At 59.1% G+C, this 1,041-nt stretch carries 1 protein-coding gene; it reads left to right on the top strand.

From position 1 onward, the window contains the following. Positions 1 to 57: 57 nt before the first annotated feature. Positions 58 to 987: an IS5 family transposase gene (locus NX782_RS26240; protein WP_258848444.1), complete on the top strand. Its 930-nt coding sequence runs from the start codon at positions 58 to 60 to the stop codon at positions 985 to 987. The last annotated feature ends 54 nt before the right edge of the window (positions 988 to 1,041 follow it).

Here is a 1,041-nt window from a genome sequence, read left to right on the forward strand (position 1 = left end):
TGTTGCATAAATCAGGCTCGGCCAGCGTAGAACCTTTGGGTCTGGTAGCCTGAGCGGATGAAACCAGCTCCTCAGAAGTACCGCACCACGAATTGGAAGACGTACAACGAAGCCCTCAAGGCACGTGGCTCGCTGCTCATCTGGCTTGACCCGGCGATGAAGTGGCATGGGCAGCCGAGCGGCAAGCGCGGGCGCAACCAGATGTTCAGCGACCAAGCGATTCAGTTCTGCCTGAGCATCAAGTGCCTTTTTAATTTACCACTGCGCCAAGCCATGGGCATGACGCAAAGCCTGTTGCACCTGGCTGGACTTGACTGGCCGGCGCCGGACTACAGCACTGTAAGCAGGCGGCAGAAGACACTCCAGGTCGCCATCGGAGCGGTACCCACGACGACGGGTTTGCATCTGTTGGTGGACAGCACCGGCATCAAGATGCTGGGCGAAGGCGAATGGAAGACGAAAAAGCACGGTGCAGACTATCGCCGCCAATGGCGCAAGGTGCATCTCGGGATTGACGCGTCCACGCTCGAAATCCGGGCCATGGAAGTGACCGACAACAGTATTGGCGACGCGCCCGTCCTACCAGGGCTACTTGATCAGATTCCTGCCGACGAGCGCATTGCCAGCGTCAGCGGCGATGGCGCTTACGACACGAGGGACTGCCACGAGGCCATCGCTTTGCGTGCCGCGCATGCCATCATCCCGACCCGCAAGAACGCCAAACCCTGGAAAACGAACCGCCGCGGTGCGGATGCACGTAACGACATTCTGTACACGACACGCAGGCTGGGCCGGGCGATCTGGAAGAAATGGAGCGGCTACCACCGGCGCAGTCTTGTCGAAACCAAAATGCGCTGCTTCAAACTGCTGGGCGAACGCGTCATGGCACGTGACTTCGACCGTCAGGTCGCCGAACTGCAGGTGCGAGCTGCTGTGCTGAACCGCTTTACTCGACTGGGCAGGCCGGTTACGGTCCCAGTGTTATAAAACCAACTACAAATAGCGTCAGCTCGGCCTTCGCTCAATTTGCTCAACAAAGCC

This window comes from Massilia norwichensis (genome assembly GCF_024753245.1).
Lineage (GTDB): Bacteria > Pseudomonadota > Gammaproteobacteria > Burkholderiales > Burkholderiaceae_D > Telluria > Telluria norwichensis.

Coding starts and splice junctions, on each gene's coding strand:
- NX782_RS26240 (WP_258848444.1), top strand. CDS start 58: ATGAAACCAGCTCCTCAGAAGTACCGCACCACGAATTGGAAGACGTAC.